Origin of the sequence: Saccharothrix obliqua, from assembly GCF_019375475.1 — a bacterium.
GTDB lineage: Bacteria > Actinomycetota > Actinomycetes > Mycobacteriales > Pseudonocardiaceae > Actinosynnema > Actinosynnema obliqua.
In genome coordinates this window covers 1121741-1147727 of record NZ_JAHXGQ010000001.1, presented here as the reverse complement: position 1 = coordinate 1147727, position 25987 = coordinate 1121741, and the positions used below count along the sequence as shown (strand labels likewise).

General features: G+C 71.2%; 20 protein-coding genes. 6 read left to right on the top strand and 14 right to left on the bottom strand.

Annotation, left to right across the window (positions count from 1 at the left end):
* Positions 1-21: 21 nt before the first annotated feature.
* Positions 22-1266 (top strand): FAD-dependent oxidoreductase, encoded by a 1245-nt coding sequence (locus KZQ38_RS05495; protein WP_219438985.1) that lies wholly within the window; start codon positions 22-24, stop codon positions 1264-1266.
* A gap of 52 nt (positions 1267-1318) precedes the next feature.
* On the opposite strand, the gene KZQ38_RS05490 is transcribed toward KZQ38_RS05495, so the two are convergent.
* A complete protein-coding gene (locus tag KZQ38_RS05490) occupies positions 1319-2089 on the bottom strand; it encodes a fumarylacetoacetate hydrolase family protein (RefSeq protein WP_219438983.1) in 771 nt (256 codons plus the stop codon).
* A 56-nt stretch (positions 2090-2145) separates the two neighbouring features.
* On the opposite strand from KZQ38_RS05490, the gene KZQ38_RS05485 reads away from it, so the two are divergent.
* Positions 2146-2736, top strand: coding sequence for a S1 family peptidase (locus KZQ38_RS05485; protein WP_219438981.1), 591 nt, complete (start codon positions 2146-2148; stop codon positions 2734-2736).
* On the opposite strand, the gene cimA is transcribed toward KZQ38_RS05485, so the two are convergent.
* The 8 genes from cimA to KZQ38_RS05445 all read right to left on the bottom strand — a co-directional run bounded on the left by cimA (position 2726) and on the right by KZQ38_RS05445 (position 16409).
* Entirely contained in the window at positions 2726-4312 is a 1587-nt protein-coding gene (gene cimA / locus KZQ38_RS05480; RefSeq protein ID WP_219438979.1) for a citramalate synthase, read from the bottom strand. The genes KZQ38_RS05485 and cimA overlap by 11 nt on opposite strands.
* Positions 4313-5363: 1051 nt before the next feature.
* On the bottom strand, positions 5364-6356 hold the full coding sequence (locus tag KZQ38_RS05475) for an ABC transporter substrate-binding protein (RefSeq protein ID WP_219439425.1): 993 nt from the start codon (positions 6354-6356) through the stop codon (positions 5364-5366).
* Positions 6357-6361: 5 nt separating this feature from the next.
* A complete protein-coding gene (locus KZQ38_RS05470; RefSeq protein WP_219438977.1) occupies positions 6362-7126 on the bottom strand; it encodes a heme ABC transporter ATP-binding protein in 765 nt (254 codons plus the stop codon).
* Between the two features lie 46 nt (positions 7127-7172).
* On the bottom strand, positions 7173-8195 hold the full coding sequence (locus tag KZQ38_RS05465) for a FecCD family ABC transporter permease (protein WP_308258252.1): 1023 nt from the start codon (positions 8193-8195) through the stop codon (positions 7173-7175).
* A gap of 370 nt (positions 8196-8565) precedes the next feature.
* Positions 8566-9606 (bottom strand): 3-isopropylmalate dehydrogenase, encoded by a 1041-nt coding sequence (locus KZQ38_RS05460; protein WP_219438973.1) that lies wholly within the window; start codon positions 9604-9606, stop codon positions 8566-8568.
* 268 nt (positions 9607-9874) lie between these two features.
* Positions 9875-13207 (bottom strand): S8 family serine peptidase, encoded by a 3333-nt coding sequence (locus KZQ38_RS05455; protein WP_219438971.1) that lies wholly within the window; start codon positions 13205-13207, stop codon positions 9875-9877.
* A 268-nt stretch (positions 13208-13475) separates the two neighbouring features.
* On the bottom strand, positions 13476-15065 hold the full coding sequence (serA, locus tag KZQ38_RS05450; RefSeq protein ID WP_219438970.1) for a phosphoglycerate dehydrogenase: 1590 nt from the start codon (positions 15063-15065) through the stop codon (positions 13476-13478).
* A 213-nt stretch (positions 15066-15278) separates the two neighbouring features.
* On the bottom strand, positions 15279-16409 hold the full coding sequence (locus KZQ38_RS05445) for a serine hydrolase domain-containing protein (protein WP_219438968.1): 1131 nt from the start codon (positions 16407-16409) through the stop codon (positions 15279-15281).
* Positions 16410-16596: 187 nt separating this feature from the next.
* Between KZQ38_RS05445 and KZQ38_RS05440 the strand changes: the two genes are divergently transcribed.
* Positions 16597-17322, top strand: coding sequence for a GbsR/MarR family transcriptional regulator (locus KZQ38_RS05440; RefSeq protein WP_219438966.1), 726 nt, complete (start codon positions 16597-16599; stop codon positions 17320-17322).
* A gap of 4 nt (positions 17323-17326) precedes the next feature.
* Here KZQ38_RS05440 and KZQ38_RS05435 read toward each other — a convergent pair whose 3' ends face one another.
* From KZQ38_RS05435 to KZQ38_RS05420, 4 genes are all read right to left on the bottom strand, one after another.
* On the bottom strand, positions 17327-17596 hold the full coding sequence (locus KZQ38_RS05435) for a DUF397 domain-containing protein (RefSeq protein WP_219438964.1): 270 nt from the start codon (positions 17594-17596) through the stop codon (positions 17327-17329).
* 65 nt (positions 17597-17661) lie between these two features.
* Entirely contained in the window at positions 17662-18675 is a 1014-nt protein-coding gene (gene ilvC / locus KZQ38_RS05430; protein WP_219438963.1) for a ketol-acid reductoisomerase, read from the bottom strand.
* Positions 18676-18702: 27 nt separating this feature from the next.
* Positions 18703-19209, bottom strand: a complete 507-nt coding sequence (gene ilvN / locus KZQ38_RS05425) for an acetolactate synthase small subunit (protein ID WP_219438961.1) — start codon at positions 19207-19209, stop codon at positions 18703-18705.
* 33 nt (positions 19210-19242) lie between these two features.
* Positions 19243-21081, bottom strand: a complete 1839-nt coding sequence (locus KZQ38_RS05420; RefSeq protein WP_257900601.1) for an acetolactate synthase large subunit — start codon at positions 21079-21081, stop codon at positions 19243-19245.
* A 287-nt stretch (positions 21082-21368) separates the two neighbouring features.
* On the opposite strand from KZQ38_RS05420, the gene KZQ38_RS05415 reads away from it, so the two are divergent.
* From KZQ38_RS05415 to ilvD, 3 genes are all read left to right on the top strand, one after another.
* Entirely contained in the window at positions 21369-21920 is a 552-nt protein-coding gene (locus KZQ38_RS05415; protein WP_219438959.1) for a PH domain-containing protein, read from the top strand.
* Complete coding sequence (locus tag KZQ38_RS05410) at positions 21917-22351, top strand: vitamin K epoxide reductase family protein (protein WP_219438957.1); 435 nt, start codon at positions 21917-21919, stop codon at positions 22349-22351. The genes KZQ38_RS05415 and KZQ38_RS05410 overlap by 4 nt, the downstream gene beginning before the upstream one ends.
* Before the next feature lie 79 nt (positions 22352-22430).
* Positions 22431-24275: a dihydroxy-acid dehydratase gene (gene ilvD / locus KZQ38_RS05405; RefSeq protein WP_219438956.1), complete on the top strand. Its 1845-nt coding sequence runs from the start codon at positions 22431-22433 to the stop codon at positions 24273-24275.
* Between the two features lie 959 nt (positions 24276-25234).
* On the opposite strand, the gene KZQ38_RS05400 is transcribed toward ilvD, so the two are convergent.
* A complete protein-coding gene (locus KZQ38_RS05400) occupies positions 25235-25915 on the bottom strand; it encodes a DoxX family protein (RefSeq protein ID WP_219438954.1) in 681 nt (226 codons plus the stop codon).
* Between the last annotated feature and the right edge of the window lie 72 nt (positions 25916-25987).

The following is a 25987-nucleotide window of genomic DNA, read 5'->3' as shown; positions in this document are numbered from 1 at the left end:
GTTGAAAATGAGGTGGGGACGATGGAGAGGACCACGATCGCCGTCGTCGGGGGCGGCCCGGCGGGCATGGTGCTGGCGTTGCTGCTGGCACGGGCGGGTGTCGACGTCACGGTGCTGGAGAAGCACGGCGACTTCCTGCGGGACTTCCGGGGCGACACGGTGCACGCGTCCACGCTGACGCTGCTGGACGAGCTGGGGCTCGGCCCGTCGTTCGCGGAGGTGCCGCACCAGATCGTCGAGAAGGCGCAGCTGCTGACCCGCGACGGGGTCGCCACGATGGCCGACCTGACGCGGTTGCCCGGCCCGCACAAGCACATCGCGTTCGTGCCGCAGTGGGACTTCCTGGACCTGCTCGCCGACGCGGCCAAACTAGAAAAGTCGTTCACGTTAAGGATGAACGCGGAGTTCACCGGTCTCCTGCGGAGCCGCGGTCGGGTCACCGGCGTCCGCTACGACTCGCCGGACGGGCCGCGGGAACTCGCCGCGGACCTGGTCGTCGCCGCCGACGGGCGCGGCTCGCTGGTGCGCCAGGAGGCCGGTCTGCCGACCCACTCGTTCGGCGTGCCGATGGACGTCTGGTGGTTCCGCCTGCCCCGGCACGAGGGCGAGCCGAACGCGGGCACCGGCCGGTTCGCCGCCGGCACCGCGATGGTGCTGATCCCGCGCGGCGACTACTTCCAGTGCGCGTTCCTGATCGGGAAGGGCGCCGACCGCAGGCTGCGCGCGCAGGGCGTGCAGGCGTTCCGCGACCGGGTCGGCCGGCTGATCCCGTGGCTGGCGGACCGCATGGCGACCGTCGAGTCGCTGGACGACGTGAAGCTGCTGGACGTGAAGCTGGACCGCCTGCGGCGCTGGCACGCCGACGGCGTGCTGTGCATCGGCGACGCGGCGCACGCGATGTCGCCCATCGGCGGCGTCGGCATCAACCTCGCCGTGCAGGACGCCGTGGCGGCGGCCCGCGTCATCGCCGGTCCCGCCCGGCGCGGCCGGATCACGCCGGACGTGCTGGCGAAGGTGCGGCGCAGGCGCTGGTTCCCGACCGTCGTGACCCAGGCGGCACAGCGGCGCATCCAGGACTCGTTCCTGCGGAACACCCTGACGGCGGAGGAGGGGGAGGTCCCGGACGTCCTGCCCCGGCCGCTGCGGGTCATGCAGCGCTTCCCGTGGCTCCAGGTCGTGCCGGCCTACGTCGTGGGCATCGGCCTGCGCCCGGAGCACGCGCCCGACTTCGCCCGCCGCGCGCCGAGCCGGATCGCGCGCACCTGAACCACCGGACACCTCGGGCGACCCCCGCGGGGGCCGCCCGAACCCACGTCCGCTACCGGTTCGCCACCGAGTTGGTCAGGGTGCCGAGGCCCTCCACCGTCACCGACACGGTCTGCCCGGCCGTGAGCGGCCCGACCCCGGCCGGCGTGCCGGTGAGGATCACGTCGAGCGGGCGCAGGGTCATCACCGACGAGATGTGCTCGATCAGGGCCGGGATGTCGTGCAGCAGCAGGGAGGTCCGCGAGTCCTGGCGCACGACGCCGTCGACCTCGGTCCGGATGGCGACGTCGGAGGCGTCGAACTCGGTCTCCACCCACGGGCCGAGCGGGCAGAAGGTGTCGAAGCCCTTCGCGCGCGTCCACTGGCCGTCGGCCTCCTGGAGGTCGCGGGCGGTGACGTCGTTCGCGATGGTGTAGCCGAGGATCGACTGCCGGGCGCGGTCGGCGGGGATGTCCCGGCCGCCGACACCGATGACGACCGCCAACTCACCTTCGAAGTCCACCCGCTCGGACGCGGCGGGCAGCTTGATGTCGGCGTTGGGCCCGATGACCGCCGTGTTCGGCTTGAGGAACATCAACGGGTGGTCCGGCACCTCGTGGCCGAGTTCGGCGGCGTGCTCGGCGTAGTTGCGGCCGATGCCCACGATCTTGGGCGGCAGGAAGGGCGCCAGCAGGCGGACGTCCGCGAGCGGCCACCGGCGGCCGGTGAACTTCGGGTTCGCGAACGGGTCGTCGGCGATCTCGACCGCGGTGAGGTCGTCACCGTCTCCTTCGATCGCGGCGAAAGCGAGGCCATCTGGCTGAGCGATACGGGCGATGCGCACGACAATCACCCTAACCGGCGGCTTGCCACACCACCCGGCGTGCCTAGCGTCGAACCATGAGAACCCTGCTCACCACCCTGGCCGCCCTGCTGCTGGCCATCACCGCGCCCACGGCCACCGCCGCGCCCGCCGCGGCCCCCGTCAAGCTGGAGGCAGGCAGCCAGCTACCCGGGACGCGTTGCGTGAACGGCTTCAACACCCACGGGCACCTCCTGGTGTCGCCGACGTGCGCCCGCGCCAACTCCACCCTGCCCGGCGTCGGTCCGGTCGTCGCGGTGCGCGACGCGTACGCCGTGGTGCGACTCGCCGAGCCGGAGAAGTGGTACCAGTCGCCCACCGTCGCGGGACGACCGGTGACCGGCAGCACGCCGGCCACCGTCGGCAGCAGCGTCTGCACGTCGTCCCGGACCTCGGGCTGGCACTGCGGGACCGTCCAGGCGCTGAACCAGTCCGTCTCGTACCCCGACGGGGTCGTCACCGGGCTGACCCGCACGAACCTGTGCGTGCAACCCGGTGACAGCTGGAACCCGGTCATCAGCGGCGGCAACGCGCAGGGCCACATCATCGGCGGCTCGCACTGCACCGCCTACTTCCTCCCGCTGAACCGGATCCTCAGCGCCGAGCAGCTCACCCTCGTCACGGCCTGACCCGGGTCGCCTTGTGCACGAGGGCATCGCAAAGGGCGAGCCAGCTGGCTTCGACGATGTTCCCGTGCACGCCGACCGTCGTCCACTCGCGCTCGCCGTCGGTGGACTCCACCAGTACGCGGGTGACGGCGTCGGTGCCGTGCTGGTCGGTCAGGATGCGCACCTTGTAATCACTCAGGTGAACACCGTCCAACCAGGACAGGTGCGGCAGCAACGCCTTGCGCAGAGCCGCGTCCAGCGCGTGCACCGGCCCGTTGCCCTCGGCGGTCGCGATGACCCGTTCCCCCGCCACGTGGACCTTCACCGTCGCCTCGGACACGATCGCGCCGTCCACCGCGTGGTCCAGCACCACCCGGTAGGACTCCAGCCGGAACGGCGGGGTGTCCAGTTCGGACACCTCGTTCTTGAGCAGCAGCTCCAGGGAGGCGTCGGCGGCTTCGAACGACCAGCCGCCCGCCTCCAGCTCCTTCACCTTCCGCACCGCGTTCGTCAGTGCTTCAGGCCGGCGGGCCAGGTCGATCCCGAACTCACGTCCCTTGAGTTCGAGACTGGCCCGACCCGCCATCTCGGTGACCAACACCCGCATGTCGTTGCCGACGGCGCCCGGGTCGATGTGGTTGTACAGCTCCGGGTCCACCTTGATCGCGCTCGCGTGCAGCCCCGCCTTGTGGGCGAAGGCCGAAGCCCCGACGTAGGCCTGGTGGGTGTCGGGTGCGATGTTCGCGATCTCGGCAACGGCATGGGAGACGCGGGTCGACTCGGCCAGGCTGTCGTGCGGTAGCACGTCCAGGCCGAGCTTGGTCACGAGGTTCCCGACGACGGCGAACAGGTCCGCGTTGCCCGCTCGCTCGCCGTAGCCGTTGGCGGTGCACTGGACGTGGGTCGCCCCCGCCTGCACCGCGGCGATCGTGTTCGCCACCGCGCAGGACGTGTCGTCCTGGCAGTGGATGCCGACGCGGAAGCCCGTGCGGGCGATCACGTCGGCGACGGTCTCCGCCAGCCCCAGGGGGAGCTGGCCGCCGTTGGTGTCGCAGAGGACGACGACGTCGGCGCCACCCTCCACAGCGGACTCCAGCGTCCGCAGCGCCGTGTCCGGGTCGAACGCGAAGCCGTCGAAGAAGTGCTCGGCGTCGAGGAAAACGCGCCGCCCCTCGTCCACGAGGAACTTGACGGTGTCGCGCACCATGGCGAAGTTCTCGGCGACGTCGGTCCGCAGCGCCAACTCCACGTGCCGCCGGTCGGACTTGGCGACCAACGTCACCACCGGTGCCTGCGATTCGACCAGGGCGCGCACCTGCTTGTCGTCCTGCACGCGGACACCCGGCTTGCGCGTGGACCCGAACGCCACCAACCGCGCGTTCTTCAGGGTCAACTCCCCGGCGGCGGCCCGTGCGAAGAACTCGGTGTCCTTCGGCATGGCGCCCGGCCAGCCGCCCTCGATGAACCCGACGCCGAACCCGTCCAGCAGCCGCGCGACGGCCAGCTTGTCCGTCACCGAGTAGGAGATGCCCTCGCGCTGGGCACCGTCTCGCAAGGTCGTGTCGTAGACGTGGAAGGAATCGCCGAGCGTGGTCACGGAGGGTCTCCTAGAAGAACGTGGAAAACAAAAAGACCCCCCGCAGGATGCGAGAGGTCAGCGCGCCGGGTGCTTGGGAAGCACCTACCCGGCGCGCTCGGAAATAATGATCACAGCGTGGAGAGCCACACCCCGATACTGCCACACCCTCCGACGCGCTACCAACCTGCGGACCCCTCTTCCCACAGTCTGAGCACACGCAAACGCCCGCCAACCGCCGGACTGGGGCGATAACGGGAGTTCGGTTCACGAATCGGGCGCATGGGCTGGGCTGGGAGGTGAGCGACAGGGCGGCCGAAGAGTCGCGGGGCACGAGCGGGGACGGAGCAGAGCGGAGGGGCGGGGGCGGGGCGGACCACGGGGACGCACCGGGGGCATGGGGGCACGGAGAGGTACGGGGGCACGAGGAGCGCGGAGAGGCGCGGGGGCAAGGAGTAGTGGGGTGCGAGGAGGCGGCCGAGGGGCGCACTCCGGAGCGGGACAACCCCAGGCGGAGGTCGGCCGGGCCGGAGCGGGACCGGGCGGCAGAACGGGCGGGGCTCCGGAACGGGCCGGGCGGGCGGGGCCGGGCGGAGCGGGGCCAGGCGGCAGAACGGGCCAGGCGGCAGAACGGGCCGGGCGGAGCAGGGGCCGGGCTGCGGATCGGACAGGCTGCGGAACGGGCGGGGCGGCAGAACGGGCGGGCGGAGCGGGGCCGGGCTGCGGAACGGACAGGCTGCGGAACGGGCGGGGCGGCAGAACGGGCGGGCGGAGCGGGGCCGGGCTGCGGAACGGACAGGCTGCGGATCGGACGGGCCGCAGTAAGGGCGAAGGGGGCAAGCCCGAAGCGGCCAGCGGGGAATCAGCGATCAGCTATGGGTCACCCCGTCGTGTTCTCCCCGTATGGCCTGCGCGCCAGCGAACCGCGCTTGGTCAGGGAGGGCAAGCACGCTTTTCGCTTGCCCTCCCTGACCAAGGGTGGTTGTCTCTGACCAGGCCATACGGGGAGAACACGACCCCACACTTCTCCTTGGCGGCCTGCCAAGCGGCGAGCGTCGCTTTTACCCCGCACTCACTCACCCGCAGCGAGGAACCGCGCAAACGCCTCAATGGCCGCCGCGTTGCGGGGACTCTCGACCAACGCCGTGTACGGCAGGACGAAGAACCTCTTGTCCCGCACCGCGGGCACCTCCCGCAACGGCGGGTACGACTCCAAGAACGCACGCTTCTGGTCGGACGTGCTCGCATCCCCGTCCGGGTAGTCGTTGATCAGGATGACCTCCGGCGCGCGGGACACGACAGCCTCCCACCCCACCGTCGTCCAACTGTCGTCCAGGTCGCCGAACACGTTGTCACCACCCGCCTTGCTGATGATGTCCTGCGGGGCGGCGTTGCGGCCGGAGGTGTAGGGCTGGTCCAGGCCGCTGTCGTACAGGAACACCTTGGGCCGCGGCTTGCCCGCCATCAGCCCCTCCGCGTCGGCGACCTGCCGCTGGTACCCCTTGATCAACTCCTCCGCCCGCTCGCTCACGCCGAACAACCGCCCGAGGTTGCGCAAGTCCGTGTACAGCGCCTCCAACGGCGGCATGATGCCGCGTTGCTTGCCCACCCCGTTCCGGCACGCCTCGGTGAGCTGGTAGGTCGCCACTCCGATGTCCTTCAACGCGTCCGGGGTGAACCCCGTGCTCTCGGAGAACCCGTAGCTCCAACCGGCGAACACGAAATCCGCCGACGCGCCCTGCACGACCTCTTTGTTGATCTTCGTGGCGAGCTTCGGCACCTTCGCGAAGTCGTCCTTCCACGGCGAGTCCGTGACGTCCTTGCTGTCGGCGATGACGTAACCGGCCATCCGATCCGCCAACCCCAGGGCGAACATCAGCTCGGCGATCCCCGTGTCGTTGGTGACGACCCGCCGCGGCGTCTTGTCGTAGGTGACGTCCACACCGCAGTTCCGGAGGGTCACCTTCTCCTCTCCCCCCGCCTCCTCGGCGACCGTCGCACCGCACCCGGCCGTCGTCGCGAGCAGCAGGGCGACCACCACCGCGGACCGCTTCCCGAAACGCACCGCACTCAAGGCAGAACCTCCTGGTGTTCGAACAACAACTGGGGCACCCCGCTCACCGGGTGGCGCACGACGTGCGCACGCACCCGGAAGACATCCGCCAGCACCTCGGGCGTCAGCACTTCCTCCGCCGTCCCGGACGCGACCACCCGCCCGGCGTCCAGCACGTGGATGCGGTCGCAGTACGCCGCCGCCAGGTTCAGGTCGTGCAACACCGCCAGCACCGTCACGCCCAACCCGCGCACCAGCGCCAGCACCGCCAACTGGTGGTTGATGTCCAGGTGGTTGGTGGGCTCGTCGAGCACCAGCACCCTGGGCTCCTGCGCGAGCGCCCGCGCGATCAGCACCCGCTGCCGCTCACCGCCGGACAGGCTGAGGAAGCTCCGGTCGGCCAGGTGCGCGGCGTCCACCCGGGACAACGCCGACGCGCAGACCTCCCGGTCCCGGGCGGTCTCGCGGTCGAACCCGCTCTGGTGCGGCAGCCGGCCCATCGCGACCACCTCGGCCACCGTGAAGTCGAACTCCACCTGGCTGTCCTGGGTGAGCGCGGCGAGCTGCCGGGCGGTGTCGCGGATCGACATCGCCGCCAGCGGGCGGCCGTCCAGCCGCACCGCGCCGCCGGACGGCGTCAGCGCCCGGTACACGCACCTCAACGTGGTCGACTTGCCGCTCCCGTTGGGACCGACGATGCCGTGCACCTCCCCCTTCCGCGCCGCGAACTCAACGCCACGCAGAATCCCGTCGACCACAACCCCGTCGACTTCGACGTCCATCCCCCCGCCAGAACCCCCACCAGAACTCCCACCAGAACCCCCCACGTCACTTACCTCCGAACACGTAGCCACGCCCCCGCATCAGGAACACGAAGCACGGCACACCCAACGCCGCCGTGATCACGCCCAACGGCAGTTCCTCCGGAGCGGCGAGGAGTCGGGCGGCGACGTCCACCCAGATCAGGAAGCACGCGCCGGCCAGCGGGGCGATGGTCAGCACGCGCCGGTGGTCCGCGCCCACGACCAGCCGGACGAGGTGCGGCAGCATCAACCCGACGAACCCGACCGCGCCGCTCACCGCGACCAGCACCCCCGTCATCGCGGCGGTCACGACGAACAACGTCTTCCGCGTCCGGGTCACGTCCACGCCGAGCGTCGTCGCCGTCTCGTCACCCATCGACATGGCGTTGAGCTGCTTGGCCCGCGTGCGCAGGTACACGGTGCCCGCGACGACCGTCACCGCCGCGGCGGGCAGCGACGCCCACGTCACGCCGCCGAGACTGCCCAGCAACCAGAACATCGCCGCCCGCGCCGCTTCGCCCCGCGGGGCCTGGAACACCAGCAGCATCGCGATCGCCGAGAACCCGTAGGCCATCGCGGTCCCGGTCAGCACCAGCCGCAACGGGGTCAGGCCACCACGCCGCGCGGCCAGGTACACCAGCGCCATGGCGATCAACGCCGACAGGAACGCCGCCGTCGACAACGCGTAGATGCCCAGGGACGCGAACAGGCCCATGGTGGCGACCGCGGTCGCGCCGACGCTCGCCCCGGACGAGATCCCGAGCACGTAGGGGTCGGCGAGGGCGTTGCGCACCATCGCCTGGATCGCGACGCCGACGACGCTCAACCCGGCCCCGACGACGGCCGCCAGCAGCACCCGCGGCAGCCGGATGTCCCAGACGATGCGGTAGGCGCCCGCCTCCGCGGCCTGGATGACGTCACCCACGACCGCGGCCTTCAGGAACCGGACGACGTCCGTGAACGGGACGCTCACCGGCCCGAGCGCGACCCCGCACACCACGGACAGCAGGAGCAGCGCGGTCAGCCCGGCGCACAGCCGCTTGGTCACCCGGTCACCTCTCGAACAGGTGGCCGTGCGGCACGCGGCCCGCGGGGACCGGCGCATCCGTCCCGCAGACCACGGCAGGAGTGGAGCTTCCTTCCACCGCCCGCGGGTGATCGGGCTCGCCCCCTCTCGGGGGCCTACCGTTGCGGGTCAGCGCCGGAATTCGACCGGACTTCCCCCACGGGCGGCTCCGGTGACCCTACGGCCTCTCCCCGCCAAAAGCCCAGCCACTCCCCTCAGATCACACGCGCTCTCTCACAGCCAACCCACCCGCACACACAGCCAACCCACCCTCACACACCAGCCAACCCACCCCCGCACAACGCGAAGGGCCGCCCCGACCCGCAGGTCGAGACGGCCCTCCGGCCAAAAATCAGGCCCCGGCGCGTGCGTTGGAGCTGACCAACGCCGCCAACCGGTCACCCACCGCGTACGTCGCACCCGGCGACGCGTGGTCACGCGTGGCCAGGTCGAACGCCACCGACGCCTCGATGCGCCGGGACGCCTCGTGCTCGCCCAGGTGGTCGAGCATGAGGGCCACGGACAACACCGCCGCCGTGGGGTCGGCGATGCCCTGCCCCGCGATGTCCGGCGCGCTGCCGTGCACCGGCTCGAACATGCTGGGGTTGCGCCGCGTCACGTCCAGGTTGCCGCTGGCCGCCAGTCCGATCCCGCCCGTCACCGCCGCCGCCAGGTCGGTGAGGATGTCGCCGAACAGGTTGTCGGTCACGATCACGTCGTACCGGGCCGGGTCGGTGACCAGGTGGATGGTCGCCGCGTCCACGTGCTGGTACGCCACGGTCACGTCCGGGTGCTGCAAGGACACCTCCTCCACCACGCGGGACCACAGGGACCCGGCGTGGGTGAGGACGTTGGTCTTGTGCACGAGCGTCAGGTGCTTGCGCGGCCGGTTGGCCGCTCGGGCGAACGCGTCCCGGACGACCCGCTCCACGCCGAACGACGTGTTGATCGACACCTCGGTGGCGATCTCGTGCGGGGTGTCCTTGCGCAGGAGGCCACCGTTGCCCGCGTACAGGCCCTCGGTGCCCTCGCGCACCACCACCATGTCGATCTCCGGTGGGTCGGCGATCGGGCTGCGCACGCCGGGGTACAGCCGGGCCGGGCGCAGGTTCACGTGGTGGTCGAGTTCGAAGCGGAGACGGAGCAGCAGTCCGCGTTCCAGGATGCCGCTGGGCACCGACGGGTCGCCCACGGCGCCCAGCAGGATCGCGTCGTGCTGGCGGAGTTCACCGAGCACGGACTCCGGCAACAACTCACCTGTGGCGTGCCAACGCGCCGCGCCGAGGTCGTAGCGGGTGATCTCAGCCGCTGGAACGACCTCACCGAGCACCTTCAGGGCTTCGGCGACGACCTCGGGCCCGATCCCGTCCCCTGGGATCACTGCGAGCCGCATCCACACACCTCCCAGGTATCAGTCCCATTGCGCGGGACTAGTTTCCTTTGCGAAAGGCTACCGGTCGCCGCCCCGTTCGCCGCACTCGGAACACACTTCAGTGGTCATGTCTCCCGTACTGCGGGACACCCGAACGGTTCAGTCGCCCCGAACGGGCGTCACCCGATGCGCGTAAACGGCTCTGGCCGGCCGGGAGCAGTCCCGACCGGCCAGAGCGGTGAACCGAGAACGACCGCCGGGCTCACGCCCCCGGTCGGCCGCTCGGGCGTCAGTCCGCCGAGCGGTTGTTCTTCGTGGCCTTCACCTTGACCACGTCCGCCTTGTCACCGGTGGCGTTGTGGTGGTTGAGCACGAGCAGGCTGTCCGTGCCGTCCTTCGCCAGCGCCGCCGCGTCGCGGTTGACGACCAGCGCGGTGCCCGGCCGGGCGAGGTAGGACAGCGCGGCGTCGCCGCCGCCCTGCACCCACAGGCCCGGCTTGAGCGGGTCGAACGACGCGGGCTCGTCGATCGAGTCGATCAGCCCGTTCGACGTGCCCGGCGCGACGTAGAAGCCGGAAACACCCGAGGTGTAGGAGATCCGCGAGGTGTCCGCGTTCGCGTCGACGCCCAGCGCGCTCAGCAGGACCGGCAGCACCACGACGTTGGTGTCGAAGACGTTGGTGTCCACGTCGCCGAACTGCCCGTTGACGGGCTGGATGTCGACGGTCGCGCCGGTGCGCAGGTCCTGCGTCACGGCCACCAGCAGGTCGGTGTCGGTCAGCTTGTTCGCGTACACCTCGTAGTCCGGCACACCGTCGCCCGTGGTGTCGATGTCGACGAACGGGATGGTGTTGTTGCCCAGGTTGTACCAGTTGCCCCAGGTCGCGATGCCGAACGCGAGCAGCGCGTTCTCCGGCTCACCCTGCGCCTTGGCCAGCGGCGCGGTGGACGTGACGCCCACGTACCGCAGGTCACCGCCCTTGGCGGTGTCGTTCAGGGTGCAGTTGGTGGTCACGTTGCGGCGGCACTCGCGCAGCTTCGGCGAGGTCTGCTGCAACTCCAGCACCGACACCAGCGACCGGTAGCCGGCCTGGTTGACGCCCCGGCCGGTCAGGTTCAGCACCGCCTGGGCGTCCTTGCCGCGGAAGGTCACCTTGTCCGGCGTGCTGATGTCCGCCGCCGGCTTCGGGGCCGAGTACACCGGCACGCGCAGCGCGACGGTCGAGCCGTTCTTCGGCGTGAAGACGACCCGCCCGGACGCGTCGGCCAGGAACTGGCGCGGCACGTCGAGGTGGTTGGCGACGACCGTCGGGTCGACCGTCTTGCGCAGGTCGCCCGGCTTGTCGATCTTCAGCGTGACCTTGACCCGCGCGACGCCCCGCGGCGACAGCCGGACGGTGCTCTGCGACAGCTCGTAGCGCACGCCCGGGATGGACGTGAGCTGCTCGTAGTTCACGGTGTAGTCGACCGTCTTGGTGGACTTGTTGACGACCTTGATGGTCTTGGAGAGCGACACCGGCTTGGACACCTCGACCACGCCGAACGACGCGCTCACCGCGCCCGGGTCGTCCTGCACGTACGCCAGCACCTGGTTGTCCAGGGCCGCCTTGCCGTCGATCCGGCCGGCGCCGACGCGGTTGGGCGCGTAGGTCTTGCCGTCGGCCTTCACGTCGGCGGACGCGCTGTTCATGATCCCGGCCTTGACCTCTTCCGGCGTCCAGTCCGGGTGGGTCTGGCGGACCAGGGCGGCGATGCCCGAGGTGTGCGGCGCGGCCATCGACGTGCCGCTGAGCACGGACGTCTTGTTGCCGGAGCCCACGGCGGCCGAGGCGATGGTGTCGCCGGGCGCGGCCACGTCGGGCTTCACGACCGGGCCGCGCACGCCGCGCGAGGTGAACGAGCTGGGCGTGTCGGTCAGCGCCGGGTCGGTGGTCGGCAGCACGGTGCGCAGGTCGCCCGCGAGGCGGACGGTCAGCGTGCCCGCGGCCAGCGCCGGCCGGACCGAGGCGGTCGCGGAGCCGGTGAGCTGGATGACCGGGATGACGGCGTTGCCCGCGATGCCCGCGCTGAAGTTCTCCAGCGTGGAGCTGAAGATCGAGCCGACCGCGCCCGCGTCGCTCACGTTGTTGGCGCGCGCGCCGGAACCGCAGCGGCGGCTGGCGTCGTTGTCGTCCCACTCCAGCCACGCGATCTTGCCCGCGACGGCGGCCTTGTCGGCGGCCGACAGCGGGAGGCAGCCGTCCAGGTTGTTCGGGTCGCTCAACGGCACCACGGGAGCGGTGACCTGCTTGCCCTCGTAGCCGTAGTTCTGGCTGTACTGACCCGCCTTGCGACCGGCGACACCCGCCGGCGCGGTCACCTCGGCCGCGTCGCGCAGCACATACGCGTCCCGCGTGCTGGCCACGGTCAGCGCCTCGGGGGTGCTGCCCGGCGAGCCGCCGACGTCGTACAGGTCGCCGCCGTTGCCCGCGGAGAACACGGTCACCACGTTGGAGGCGTTGAGCTTGCGGACGAACAGCGAGTCGGGGTCGTCCGGCGAGCCGTAGTCCTGGCCCAGCGACAGGTTGACCACGTCGAGGTGGTCGGAGAAGTCGCCGTCGCCGTCCGGGTCGAGCGCCCAGTCCAGGGCCTGCCCGGTGACGTTGGTCGAACCCTCGCAGCCGAACACCTTCAGCGCGTACAGCAGCGCCTTCGGCGCGGTGCCGGGTCCGATGCGCAGCGCGTCGAGCGCGGGACCGGTGAGCTTGGTGTAGTCGCCCTTGAAGGTCGAGCCGTCGGCGTTCACGCCGAAGCCCGCCGTGGTGCCGGCGACGTGCGTGCCGTGGCCGTTGCAGTCGATCGGGTTCGGGTCCGGCTTGGGCGTGTTGACGGCCGGGTCCGTGCTCGCGCCGTCGTAGCCGTTGCCCACGAAGTCGTAGCCGCCGACCACCTTGGCGGTCGGGAAGTACGACGCGTCCACCTTGGTCTCGTCGATGGCGCGGAACGCCTCGATGGTGCCCGGACCGCCGAAGTCGGCGTGCGTGTAGTCGATGCCGGTGTCGATGATGCCGACCCGGACGTCGTCACCGAGCTTGCCGTACCGCTCCCACGCCTTGAGCGTGTTGGTCAGCTGCACGGCGGACGAGTTCTGGCGGGACTTCGGCACCACCGTGCGCACCGACTTGACGTCGTCGCGCTGCGCCAGTTCGCGGACCTTCTCCGCGTCGGCCCGCACGACCACGCCGGGCACGCCGTTGGCGGTCCGGTAGACCTCCTTGGTGGCGCCGTCCTTGCCCTTCAGGTCCCGCACCACGGAGTCGGTCACCTTGGCGGTGTCGTTCTTCGTGGCCTTCGCGGCTTCCTTGGCCTGCTGCTTGGTCGCGCCCTGGTTGGTCTTCTCGGCGAAGGTGTCGACGGCCGGCTTGGCCTCCAACTCCACGAACGCCGTGACCTGACCTTGGGCCGCGGTCAAGCGCTTGCCCACCTTCAACCCCAGCTTGCCGGCGTCCAGTCCGCGTGCCGCGGGGACGGACTGGGCCGGCGGATCCTCCGCGGCCAGCGCCGTGCCGGCGGTCGAGCCCGCGACGAGTATCGCGGCCAACACCGGTACGGCTGATCTGGCGACAACGCGAGATCGACTCACAACGTGCCCCAACCGAGGTCTGGTACGACCCTGGCAGGCAGCGTCGCGTGCATCCGGTAGGGGTGGAGCCGCCCGCGTGGTGTCGTGCCCTCTACGACACCGGGTCAACCTCGTGGGTGGAACCTAATCGGTTCGCCGACCCTCGCGTTTAGACCGATCGAGTGACGGCACCAACAGATTTGGCCAGCAACGGTCAACCACCGACCCCGCCCGAGACCTGCGAATACACGCACGGGGCGGCCCGGTGGGCCGCCCCGGTCCGCCGACCTCAGTCGAAGTTGACCGAACGCGCGGTGTGGGCGCCCACGGCCGCGCCGATCGGGTTCAGCACGGCGGTGTCCACCGGCCGGTCCACGCGCAGCAGCATGTACGCGTCCGCACCGTCCTTGGACTGGCTGATCTGCGCCGCCTCCACGTTCACGCCCGCCTCGCCGAGCAGGGTGCCCACGGTGCCCATCACGCCCGGCCGGTCCGGGTACTCCAGCAGCAGCACGTTGCCCTCGGCACGCAGGTCGAACCCGCGACCGTTCACGCCCACCAGCTTCTCCACCTGGTCCAGGCCGCTCAGCGTGCCGGACACGGTGATCACCGCGCCGTCGGCCTGCACCGCGCGCACCGTCACCAGGCTGCGGTGGTTCGCGCTCTCCGGCTCCTTCACCAGGTCCACCGAGACGCCCAGCGACGCGGCGAGGCTCGGCGCGTTCACGAACGTCACCTGCTCCTCCACCACGCTGGAGAACACGCCGCGCAACGCGGCCAGCGGCAGCACCGCGACGTCCTCGTTGGACAGCTCGCCACGCACCTCGACCGTCACGCTCGTCGGCGCCTTCGCCGACAACGCCGCCACGACCGCGCCCAGCTTCTGCACCAGCGGCAGGTAGGGGCGGACCTCCTCGCCGACCACGCCGCCGCCCTGCACGTTCACCGCGTCGGGCACGAAGTCGCCGCGCAGCGCGAGCAGCACGGACTTCGCGACGTCCGTGCCCGCGCGGTCCTGCGCCTCGGCGGTGGACGCGCCCAGGTGCGGGGTGACGACCACGTTCGGCAGGCCGAACAGCGGGCTCTCGGTGGTCGGCTCGGTGCTGAACACGTCGATGCCGGCGGCGCCCACCCGGCCCTCCTTGAGGGCCTCGGCGAGCGCTTCCTCGTCGATCAGGCCGCCACGCGCGGCGTTCACGACGAGCACGCCGGGCTTGACCTTCGCGAGCTGCTCCGCCCCGATCAGTCCCTTGGTCTCGGGCGTCTTCGGCAAGTGGATGGAGATCGCGTCGGCGCGCTCCAGCAGCTCCTCCAGCGTCACCAGCTCGATGCCGAGCTGCGCCGCGCGCTGCGGGCTGACGTACGGGTCGTAGGCGATGAGCGTGGTGCCGAACGCGGCCAGGCGCGCGGCGAACAGCTGGCCGATCTTGCCGAGGCCGACCACGCCGACGGTCTTGCCGTTGATCTCGACGCCGTTGAACTTGCTGCGCTTCCACTCGTGGTTCTGGAGAGTGGCGTGCGCCTGCGGGATCTGGCGGGCCGCGGCGAGCAGCAGGGCCACCGCGTGCTCGGCGGCGCTGACGATGTTGGACGTCGGCGCGTTGACCACCATGACGCCCCGCTCGGTCGCGGCGGGCACCTCGACGTTGTCCAGCCCGACGCCCGCGCGGGCGACGACCTTGAGCTTCGTGGTGGCCGCGAACACCTCGCGGTCCACCTTGGTCGCGGAGCGGACCAGCAGCGCGTCGGCGTCGGCCACGGCCGCGAGCAGCGCCGGGCGGTCGGTGCCGTCGACGTGGCGCACGTCGATGTCCTCGCCGAAGACGTCGAGCACGGACGGGGCTAGCTTCTCGGCGATCAAGACAACGGGCTTGGTCACGGACGTGCTCCCGGGGGTCTGCGAACGGGTGGGGAGCGCGGGGCCGTCACAGCGAGCCGAGACCCGCGCGGCCGGCCACGGCGATGTGTCCGGGTTGTTAACGAGCATAGTCGGCGGGGCGACGCGTCCCGCCACCCGGGTGCCCTGTCCCACCTGCTGGTTTCCGGTACGAGCGTCCTGCTTCACCGGTCCGGGAGGGGGCGGCCACCGGCCTCATCCGCCGAGCGGAACGCCGAACCCCGCCGCGAACAGCCGGCGGACGACCTCCCAGGACCGCAGCTCGGTGTTGGTGTGGACGGAGATGGTCCGCCCGCGCTCGGGGTCGGCCACCGTGAAGAACATGGTCCCCCAGTAGCTGCCGCCCACGCCGCGCAGCACCCGGCCGTCGGTGACCGCGCGGTCGAACTCCAGCAGGCCCAGGCCGTACCGGGTGTGCGGCAGCCAGCCGGCGCCCTCGGTGGTCACCGTGGTCCACATCCGGCGGTGCTGGGCGGGCGGCAGCAGGTCGCCGCCGGCCAGCGCGCCCACCACGCGGATCATGTCGCCGGTGGTGGAGACGATGTTCGCGGGGAGCCACGAGGTGTCGAACTCGGTGACGTCGAGCGGTTCGAGCCCGGGGTCCTCCATGAACGACGCCCAGTTGTCCGGGGTGACCGCGGCGACGTCGGTGCCGTCCACGAAGAACTGCCAGGAGTACCCGCGCGCGTGCGGCTCGCGCAGGCGCACGTCCCCGGCGGAGCGCACGTAGGTGTCGGTGAGGCCGAGCGGTTCGACCACGCGGCGCTCGACCTCCTCGGCGAAGCTGTGGCCCGTGACCTTCTCGATGATCGCCTCGGCGAGGTAGAAGCCGCCGTTGGCGTACACGAAGCGCTCGCCGGGCGCGCCGACCGGCGGGCGAGACACCGTGATCCGGAACAGCTCCTCCGCGGTGAACGCCGCGAAGCGGTGCTCCTGGAAGGCGGCCCGGGTCGCGTAGCGGCGGGTGATCTCCGGCGCCAGACCCGTGGGGTGCAGGCCGGCGGTGTTGCCGAGCAGGTGCGCGATGGTGATCTTGTCGCCGTCGTAGCCGTTGACGTCGAGCACGCCCGGCAGCCACGTGTGCACCGGGTCGTCGACGCTCAGCCGGCCCTCGGCCTCCAGGCCCAGCAGCACCGCGGCCGTGAACGCCTTGCCGCCACTGCCGACCTGCGCGTGCTCGCCCCGCCGCCGCGGCGCGCCGGTGCCGAGGTCGGCCACGCCGGCGGTGCCGAACCAGGTCCGGTCGCCGTCCGCGACCTCCGCCACGATGCCCGGTACGCCGAACTCGGCCACCGCCTCGTCCAGCACCCGCCGCACGTCGATCATGTCCGCCCCCTTGTTGCTCCGATGCCTTTCCAACACCGCGAAAGTTATGTTGCATACACCGGGCGGTCAATCAGACTTTCTTGAAGCAACGCATGTTTCGGCAGCTCAACGGCCGGAATTCGTTGCGCGGTGCTGTGCGCTAATGCAATGATCGCGTTGCGTGAGATCACGACGTGGAGGAGTGCGGATGCCCGGGGAGCGGCTGACCCAGCAGGACCGGCGGCAGATCGCCGCCGGGTTGCGCGACGGGCTCACCTACGCCGCGATCGGCCGCCGCATCGGCCGGCCGACCTCGACCGTCACCCGCGAGGTGATGCGCAACGGCGGGCCGAACGACTACCGCGCGGACCTCGCCCACCGGGCGGGCACGCGCACCGAGCGGCGCACCGGCGCCGCACCGGTGCCGGCGGACCGCGCCGGCTTCGGCGGTCGCGACCCGCGGGTCGTGCACGGCGTGGCCGCGCACAGCGCTGAGCTGTTCACGCGGACCGGGTTGCCGAGGATGGCGGCACGGGTGCTCGCCGCGCTCCTCACCACCGACAGCGGGAGCCTCACCTCGGCCGAACTCGTGCGACGCCTGCGCGTCAGCCCGGCCTCCGTCTCCAAGGCGGTCAACTACCTGGAGGCGATCGGGGTGCTCCACCGCGACCGCGACCCACGAGGCCGCGCGGAGCGCTACGCCGTCCACGACGACGCGTGGTTCCAGGCCATCACGGTCGGTTCACGCATCGACGCCGAGATCGCCGCCGCCTGCCGGGCCGGTGCGCGCAGGCTCGGCGCGTCCACGCCCGCCGGCACGCGGCTCGATCACATGGGCCGCTTCCTCCAGCACGTCAGCGACGACCTGGTCCGCTCGGCCGAGCACTGGCGCGGTGTCCTCGCGGCGCGCCCCGACGACACCGCGACCCGCTGAGCGGCTACCACGGCTCGTCGAACTCGCCGTCCTTCACGCCCAGGATGAACGCCTCCCACTCGGCCGGGGTGAACACCAGCACCGTGCCGTCGGGTTGGGCGGAGTTGCGCATCGCCGTGTAGGTCACGCCGTCCGTGTGCTCGACGAACGCGATCTCGACGTGCTCGTCCTCGTCCTCCGCGCCCTCGTCGCTGCGGATCCAGTTCGCGCCGCTCAGGTCGAGGTTGCCACGCACGTGGGCCTTGTCGTCGTAGATCGGGGCGCTGTCGCTCATGCGGCTAGGTATACCGGAGCCCGCGGCGTCGGTGAACACCGCGGGCTCCGTCCTGCGAAACGGGATCAGGCCGTCTCGGTGATGGGCCGGTCGACCCACGACATGAGGCCGCGCAGCTTCTTGCCGACCTCCTCGATCGGGTGCTGCTCACCCTCCTGCTGGAGCTTCTTGTAGTTGCCGCGACCGGCGTCGTCCTCGTTCACCCACTCGGTGGCGAACGTGCCGTCCTGGATCTCGCCGAGGATCTTTCGCATCTCCTCCTTGACCGCGGGCGTGATGACGCGCGGGCCGCGGGTGAGGTCGCCGTACTCGGCGGTGTCCGAAATGGAGTACCGCATCCGCGCGATGCCGCCCTCGTACATGAGGTCGACGATCAGCTTCAGCTCGTGCAGGCACTCGAAGTAGGCGACCTCGGGCGCGTAGCCCGCCTCGGTCAGCACCTCGAAGCCCGCCTGCACCAGCGCCGACGCGCCACCGCACAGCACCGCCTGCTCACCGAACAGGTCGGTCTCGGTCTCCTCCTTGAACGTCGTCTTGATGACGCCCGCGCGGGTGCCGCCGATGCCCTTGGCGTAGCTCAGCGCCAGCGCCTGCGCGTTGCCCGAGGCGTCCTGCTCGACCGCGATCAGCGCGGGCACGCCCTTGCCGTCCACGAACTGCCGCCGCACCAGGTGGCCCGGCCCCTTCGGCGCGACCATGGCGACGTCCACGTTGGACGGAGCCTCGATCAGGCCGTAGCGGATGTTGAAGCCGTGGCCGAAGAACAGCGCGTCGCCGTCCTTCAGGTTCGGGGCGATGTCGTTGGCGTAGATGTGCCGCTGCGCGGTGTCCGGCGCCAGGACCATGATCAGGTCGGCCTCGGCCGCCGCCTCCGCCGGGGTGCGGACCGGCAGGCCCTCCTCCTCGGCCTTGGCGCGGGACTTCGAGCCCTCGGGGAGACCGATCCGCACGTCGACGCCGGAGTCGCGGAGGCTCAGCGCGTGCGCGTGGCCCTGGCTGCCGTAGCCGATCACCGCGACCTTGCGGCCCTGGATGACGCTCAGGTCGGCATCGTCGTCGTAGAAGATCTCGACGCTCACTGGTGGTACTTCCTTCCTACAACGGTTTCAGCGCACCGCGGTCGCGGTGATGGAGCGGGCGCCACGGCCGATGGCGACCATGCCGGACTGGACGATCTCGCGGAGCCCGTACGGCTCCAGCATCCTCAGCAGCGCGTCGAGCTTCTCGGACGTGCCGGTCGCCTCGACGGTGACCGCCTCCGGGGAGACGTCGACGACCTTCGCGCGGAACAGCTGCACGGTCTCGAGGACCTGGCTGCGGACGGTCGCGTCGGCGCGGACCTTCACCAGCAGCAGCTGGCGCTGGACCGACGCGGACGTCTCCAGCTCCACGATCTTGATCACGTTGATCAGCTTGTTGAGCTGCTTGGTGACCTGCTCCAGCGGCAGTTCCTCCACGGACACCACGATGGTCATCCGGGAGATGTCGGGGTGCTCGGTGCGGCCGACGGCGAGCGACTCGATGTTGAAGCCGCGCCGGGAGAACAGGCCCGCCACCCTGGCCAGGACACCGGGCTTGTCCTCGACCAGGACGCTCAGGGTGTGCCTCGTCATCTCACTCGTCCTCGTTCGTTCGGTACACGGGGCTCACTCGTCCTCGTCGAACAGCGGGCGGATGCCGCGGGCGGCCATGATCTCGCTGTTGCCGGTGCCCGCCGCGACCATCGGCCACACCTGGGCGTCCTTGCCGACCACGAAGTCGATCACCACCGGGCGGTCGTCGATCGCCATGGCCTGCTCGATCACCGCGTCCACCTCCTCCTTCGACTCGGCACGCAGCCCGGCGCAGCCCAGCGCCTCGGCCAGCAGCACGAAATCGGGGATGCGGTGCTTGTGCGTGCCCAGGTCCGTGTTGGAGTAGCGCTCGCCGTAGAACAGGGTCTGCCACTGGCGGACCATGCCCAGGTTGCCGTTGTTGATGACGGCGACCTTGATCGGGATGTTCTCGATGGCGCAGGTGGCCAGTTCCTGGTTGGTCATCTGGAAGCAGCCGTCGCCGTCGATCGCCCACACCTGGACGCCCGGCACGCCCGCCTTCGCGCCCATCGCCGCGGGCACCGCGAAACCCATCGTGCCCAGGCCGCCGGAGTTGATCCACGTGCGCGGGCGCTCGTACTTCACGAACTGCGCCGCCCACATCTGGTGCTGGCCGACACCCGCCGTGTACAGGGTGTCCGGCGGGGTCAGCGCACCGATCCGCTCGATGACGTACTGCGGCGACAGGGTGCCGTCGTCGGGCCAGTCGTAGCCCAGCGGGAACGTGCCGCGCAACGCGTCGAGCTGCTCCCACCACGCGGTGAGGTCGGTGGCGCGCCTCGTGTGCTCGCGCTCGGCGCGCACCGCGTCGATCAGCTCGGTGATGATCTCCTTGCAGTCGCCCACGATCGGCACGTCCGCGCGGCGGTTCTTGGAGATCTCCGCCGGGTCGATGTCGGCGTGCACCACCCGCGCGTCCGGTGCGAACGACGAGAGCTGGCCGGTGACCCGGTCGTCGAACCGCGCGCCCAGCGCCACCAGCAGGTCCGCCTTCTGCATCGCGGCCACCGCGGCGACCGTGCCGTGCATACCGGGCATACCCAGGTGCTGGCGGTGCGAGTCGGGGAACGCGCCACGCGCCATCAGCGTCGTGACGACCGGGATGCCGGTGTCCTCGGCCAGGCGCAGCAGCTCCTCCGACGCGTTCGCCTTGATCACGCCGCCACCCACGTACAGGACGGGTCGCCGTGCGGCGGCGATCAGCTTCGCCGCCTCGCGCACCTGCTTGCCGTGCGGCCGGGTGGTCGGGCGGTAGCCGGGCAGGCGCAGCTCCGGCGGCCAGGAGAAGGAGGTCATCTCCTGGAGCACGTCCTTGGGGATGTCCACCAGGACGGGGCCGGGCCGCCCGGTGGCCGCCAGGTGGAACGCCTCGGCGATCGCCCGCGGGATGTCCGCCGCGTCCGTGACCAGGAAGTTGTGCTTGGTGATCGGCATCGTGATGCCGCAGATGTCCGCTTCCTGGAACGCGTCGGTGCCGATCAGCGGGCGGGACTGCTGGCCGGTGATCGCGACCACCGGCACCGAGTCCATGTTGGCGTCCGCGAGCGGCGTCACCAGGTTCGTCGCGCCGGGGCCGGACGTCGCCATGCACACGCCGACCCGGCCGGTGGCCTGGGCGTAGCCGGTCGCGGCGTGACCCGCGCCCTGCTCGTGGCGCACCAGCACGTGGCGCACCTTCGTGGAGTCGAGGAGGGGGTCGTACGCAGGCAGGATCGTGCCGCCGGGAATGCCGAAGACCACCTCGCAGCCGACCGCTTCGAGCGAGCGGACGAGGGACTGGGCGCCGGTCACGCGGATCGGGGCGCCGCTCGGCGGGGCCGGTTTCGGCCGCGGTCCAGGGCGGGGCGACGGCGGCTCACCGGGAGCCGGTCGCGAGGTTGCGCTGGTCATCTGTCTGCCTCGTGGGTGTGGAGAATGCACGGTCCGGGCACGAAAAAACCCCCGCCAACCCGTACGGGTCGGACGAGGGTCGCGCGTCGACGCAGCTTGGTACCGCCTAGGCGTCGACGCGCCTGGGAAGTACGAGGACGAGGGTGCGCTGCATGGCGGTGACGTTAACCGTCAAACCGGAGGGGCGTCAACTGTGCGGGACGGCACTCCCGGATGGTGGACGCCTCGACCGGGTGAAGCCGGCCCGCCCGGGAAGCCCCCGCGCACCGGTGGCACCATGCCTGGACGTGGAGAAACTCATCTTCCGGATCCCCTCGCCGGCGCTGATCGCGGCCGGTGTCATCGCGATCTGCGCGACGCCGTTCGCGTGGGCCGCGCCCGGTCTCCAGGCCGTGTACCTGCTGCCCGCGGGTTTCGCGGTGTGGGTGCTGCGCAACCGGACCACGGTGGACCGGGAGCGGATCGCGGCCCGCGGCACGTTCCGCAAGCGGGTCGTGGCGTGGGACGACGTGCGGGCGATCAAGGTCGTGCCCAAGGGGTGGCTGAGCGCCGTGCTGGCGGACGACGAGCTGGTGCGCCTGCCCGCCGTCCGGGCCGGTCACCTGTCCGCGCTGGCCGCGGTGAGCGGTGGCCGCGTGCCCGACCCGAAGGCCACCACGCCCGATCCGCAGGCCACCGCCGAGCCGGACCCCGAGGCGACCACCACGCCGGACCCGGCGACCACCGGCCCGAAGGCCGCCGCCGAGCCTGGCCCGAAGGCCACCGCCGAACCCGGCCCGAAGGCCACCGCCACGCCTGCCCCGGAGGCGACGGCGCCGTCCGTAGAGTCGGCGGAGTGACTTCGCACACCCGGCCCCGCTGGGCGCCCGTCGTCAGCCTGGTGCTGTCGGTGGCGGGCCTCGCGGTCTCCGCCTACCTGACCGTCGCCCACTTCTCGGCGGACGCGTTGCTGTGCGCCGAGGGCGAGATCCTCGACTGCGGCACGGTCACCACCAGTGAGCAGTCGGTGTTCCTCGGCATCCCGGTGGCCATCCTCGGCCTCGCGTTCTTCGCGTTCCTGACGCTCGTGTGCCTGCCCGTGGCGTGGCGTGACCGCCGGCTGCGCTGGGTGCGGCTGGGCGCGGTGGGCGTCGGGGTGCTGTTCGTGGTGTACCTGGTGGCGGCCGAGTTCGTGCTCATCGGCAAGATCTGCCCGTGGTGCACGGTCGTGCACGTCATCACACTCGCACTGGCGGGTGTGCTGGTAACGGCGGCGATGCGGGAAGAGTAGCCTCTCAAGCACCGCTCCCGGACTCACGGCACCCACCACGTGCCTTTTCGCGACACAGCATTGAGAGACTGGAGGAGCCGTGCCACCGCTCCGTTCCCGCACGACGACCCACGGCCGCAACGCCGCCGGTGCCCGCGCCCTGTGGCGTGCGACCGGCATGACCGACGGTGATTTCGGCAAGCCGATCGTGGCCATCGCCAACTCGTACACGCAGTTCGTGCCGGGCCACGTGCACCTCCGCGACCTCGGCGACATCGTGGCGGAGGCCGTGCGCGAGGCGGGCGGCGTGCCGCGTGAGTTCCACACCATCGCCGTGGACGACGGCATCGCCATGGGGCACAGCGGGATGCTGTACTCGCTGCCGTCGCGCGAGATCATCGCCGACTCCGTGGAGTACATGGTCAACGCCCACCAGGCGGACGCGATCGTGTGCATCTCCAACTGCGACAAGATCACCCCCGGCATGTTGAACGCCGCCATGCGCCTGAACATCCCCGTGGTGTTCGTGTCCGGCGGGCCGATGGAAGCCGGCAAGGCCGTCGTGGTGGACGGTGTGGCCGTCGCGCCGACCGACCTGATCACGGCCATCGCGGCGTCCGCGTCCCCGCAGGTGGACGACGAGGGCCTGGCCACCGTGGAGCGGTCGGCGTGCCCGACGTGCGGGTCGTGCTCCGGCATGTTCACCGCGAACTCGATGAACTGCCTCACCGAGGCGCTCGGCCTGGCGCTGCCCGGCAACGGCTCGACGCTCGCGACGCACGCCGCGCGGCGGGAGCTGTTCGCGGAGGCCGGCCGGACCGTCGTGGAGCTGTGCCGGCGGTACTACGGGGAGGACGACGAGTCGGTCCTGCCGCGGTCCATCGCGAACCGCGCGGCGTTCGAGAACGCGATGGCGCTGGACATGGCGATGGGCGGCTCGACCAACACGGTCCTGCACATCCTCGCCGCCGCGCGGGAGGGCGAGATCGATTTCACGCTCGCCGACATCGACGCGGTGAGCAGGCGCGTGCCGTGCCTGTCGAAGGTCTCGCCGAACTCGGACTACCACATGGAGGACGTGCACCGGGCCGGCGGCATCCCCGCGCTGCTCGGTGAGCTGTGGCGGGGCGGGCTGCTCAACGAGGACGTCCGGTCCGTGCACTCGCCGGACCTGGCGTCGTGGCTGTCGGCGTGGGACGTCCGCGCGGCCGAGCCGTCCGACCGGGCCGTCGAGCTGTTCCACGCGGCGCCCGGCGGTGTCCGCACGACGCAGGCGTTCTCGACCACCAACCGCTGGTCGAAACTCGACACCGATGCCGCCGGTGGGTGCATCCGGGACGTCGAGCACGCGTACACGAAGGACGGCGGGCTGGCCGTCCTGCACGGCAACCTGGCCGAGCGCGGAGCCGTCATCAAGGCCGCCGGGGTGGACGAGGAGCTGTGGCGGTTCGAGGGGCCGGCTCGCGTCGTGGAATCGCAGGAGCAGGCCGTTTCGGTGATCCTGAACAAGGAAATCCAGCCGGGTGATGTCCTGGTCGTGCGTTACGAAGGCCCGGCGGGTGGTCCGGGAATGCAGGAAATGCTGCACCCGACGGCGTTCTTGAAGGGTGCCGGACTGGGCAAGAAATGCGCCCTCATCACCGACGGCCGCTTTTCCGGCGGGACGTCGGGCCTGTCCATCGGTCACGTCTCCCCCGAAGCCGCCGGTGGCGGTGTGATCGGGTTGGTGGAGGACGGGGACCGGATTCTGGTCGACGTGCACGAGCGCAAGCTGGAACTACTGGTGTCGGACGAGGTGCTGGCCGAGCGAAGGGCCAAGATGGAGGCGTCCGAGCGCCCCTGGCAACCCACCGACCGCGTCCGCCCGGTGACAGCCGCCCTGCGGGCTTACGCGCTGCTGGCCACTGACGCGTCGATGGGCGCGGTGCGCGACGTGAACCGGTAGCTGGGTCCTGAAGATCACCCCGTTCAGCGACATACACCACTCTGGACGGGGTGGTCTTCTTTTTTGCTTCGGGTTTCCCGAGCTTTGTGCGACTATAAGTTCGCCCTGGTGGGGGACGGTTTTCGGGCATATATCACGGGATGATTACGTTGCCGTAAACAAGGAGCGCGGCCACGGCGGGCGTCCCATCGCCACCCAGGCCCCCGGTCCACACCAGTCGCCTCCGCAGGCCCCCTCCGGGCCTCGCCGGGCCAGAGCCCCAGGGGCCTCGCCGGTCACCGCCAAGACCGGTCGGTCCCTGAAGGCGCGCGGGTACGTGGAGTCGGTGCCGCCCTCGGCGGACGGCTAGGCGGGCCAGTCAGCCGACGAGGTCGGCCTAGCCACGCTCCGGCGAGCCCACGCGAGCCTGGCCGGGCCGTCCTGCTCGCGCGCCCGGCCCGAGCGGCGCGGAGGCTCGGAGGCAGGTCGTCGGTCGAGCCCCGGCGCCAAGGCCGAAGGAGAGCCGGGTTTCGGCGGCCCGTTCCGCCGCCTGGCCGGGCTCCGGCTGGCATGAGCGCGTTGAGTGGGACAGCCCTTGGTTGGAGAGGCAGCTGCGGATGCCCACGCGCTGGGAGCGGTGCGGTGGGAGGCGACACGCGTCGCGGGGCGAAGCGGGCCGCAGGAGCGGAACGCGGGACCGGGCAGGAGCACGCGGGCAGAGCCAGCGGGGGGCGGAGCCAGCGGGGGGCGGAGCCAGCGGGGGGCGGAGCCAGCGGCGAGGGGAATCGGCGGTGGGGCGGGAAGCGGCGGCGTGGACCGGTGGCGGCTGGCGGGGCAGACGTAGCGGCAAGCGGGGCCAGTGGGGGCGGATGGAGGGCGGGATGCCGCGTGGGGCGGGAGGCGGAGCGGCAGGAGCGGAGGGCGGAGCGGCAGGGTGCGGGGTGGACGGGAACGGGAAGGTCGGGAACGGGGAGGTGGGGTTAGCGGAAGAGGAGGAGGGTCGTTGCGGTTGCGCCGGCTGTCAGCAGGAAGCAGAGGATGCCGCTCAGCAGGGGGCGGCGGAACCAGGGGCGGTTGTTGTCCAGGGACGCTCGGCCCGGGCCGGCGAACAGGAGGGCGAAGGCCATGGCCGCGTAGGCGACCTGTTGCTCCACCCCGTCCGGGTTCAGGAAACGGCGCGCCCCGTCAGGCGGGATCAGCTGCCCGCCGTACCTGATCGCCACCACGTTCGCCATCACGCCGAGCACCCCGGCCGCGGCCAGCGGGGTGAACAGGCCCAGCACCAGCAGACCGCCGCCCGCCAGCTCGGTGATCCCCACCACCCACGCGAACACCCCCGCCGACCGGTACCCCAGCGCCTCCAGCTCGGCGGCGAAACCGTCGATGCCCGGACCACCGAAGACGCCGAAGACCTTCTGCGCCCCGTGCCCCAGGAACACGCCGCCCAGCGCCACCCGCAACACCAGCAACCCCAGGTCGGCGCTGCCCGTCCACCGGAACGGCCGCCGCTCGACGGGCTCGTCCACAGGCACCGGCGCGAACCCGGACGTGTCGAACGTGTTCGTGTCCCGGTCGAACGGGCTCGCCGCGCTGAACGGCGTGGTACCCCGGCCGTAGCTGTCGTCGAAGTGGTGGGCGCCGCCCACGTCGTGACTGGTCACGCACCCGCACGCTAGGAGGTTCGGCGGACGAGCGCGAGCGTCCGTGCAGCCCCCTCCACTACGCCGAACGGC

Bases quoted from the DNA above. Each gene is read 5' to 3' on its own strand.
- KZQ38_RS05495 (WP_219438985.1), top strand. From the start codon at position 22: ATGGAGAGGACCACGATCGCCGTCGTCGGGGGCGGCCCGGCGGGCATG.
- KZQ38_RS05485 (WP_219438981.1), top strand. From the start codon at position 2,146: ATGAGAACCCTGCTCACCACCCTGGCCGCCCTGCTGCTGGCCATCACC.
- KZQ38_RS05470 (WP_219438977.1), bottom strand. From the start codon at position 7,126: ATGGACGTCGAAGTCGACGGGGTTGTGGTCGACGGGATTCTGCGTGGC.
- KZQ38_RS05460 (WP_219438973.1), bottom strand. From the start codon at position 9,606: ATGCGGCTCGCAGTGATCCCAGGGGACGGGATCGGGCCCGAGGTCGTC.
- KZQ38_RS05445 (WP_219438968.1), bottom strand. From the start codon at position 16,409: ATGATCGACGTGCGGCGGGTGCTGGACGAGGCGGTGGCCGAGTTCGGC.
- KZQ38_RS05440 (WP_219438966.1), top strand. From the start codon at position 16,597: ATGCCCGGGGAGCGGCTGACCCAGCAGGACCGGCGGCAGATCGCCGCC.
- KZQ38_RS05435 (WP_219438964.1), bottom strand. From the start codon at position 17,596: ATGAGCGACAGCGCCCCGATCTACGACGACAAGGCCCACGTGCGTGGC.
- ilvN (WP_219438961.1), bottom strand. From the start codon at position 19,209: ATGACGAGGCACACCCTGAGCGTCCTGGTCGAGGACAAGCCCGGTGTC.
- KZQ38_RS05420 (WP_257900601.1), bottom strand. From the start codon at position 21,081: ATGACCAGCGCAACCTCGCGACCGGCTCCCGGTGAGCCGCCGTCGCCC.